At 52.6% G+C, this 424-nt stretch carries 1 rRNA gene; it reads right to left on the bottom strand.

Annotated features, from left to right (window positions below):
- Positions 1-424, bottom strand: a 16S ribosomal RNA gene (locus H8792_RS12425); the annotation flags it as partial.

Below are 424 nucleotides of genomic sequence, written 5' to 3'. Positions count from 1 at the left end.
CTCTGTATTACCGCGGCTGCTGGCACAGAGTTAGCCGGTGCTTATTCTGTCGGTAACGTCAAAATTGCAGAGTATTAATCTACAACCCTTCCTCCCAACTTAAAGTGCTTTACAATCCGAAGACCTTCTTCACACACGCGGCATGGCTGGATCAGGCTTTCGCCCATTGTCCAATATTCCCCACTGCTGCCTCCCGTAGGAGTCTGGACCGTGTCTCAGTTCCAGTGTGACTGATCATCCTCTCAGACCAGTTACGGATCGTCGCCTTGGTGAGCCATTACCCCACCAACTAGCTAATCCGACCTAGGCTCATCTGATAGCGCAAGGCCCGAAGGTCCCCTGCTTTCTCCCGTAGGACGTATGCGGTATTAGCGTCCGTTTCCGAACGTTATCCCCCACTACCAGGCAGATTCCTAGGCATTAC

It is taken from the genome of Thiomicrorhabdus heinhorstiae (genome assembly GCF_013391765.2).
In the GTDB taxonomy this organism is placed as follows: Bacteria; Pseudomonadota; Gammaproteobacteria; order Thiomicrospirales; family Thiomicrospiraceae; genus Thiomicrorhabdus; species Thiomicrorhabdus heinhorstiae.
The sequence above is the reverse complement of the archived record's forward strand: the minus strand, read 5'-3'. Positions and strand labels throughout refer to the sequence as shown.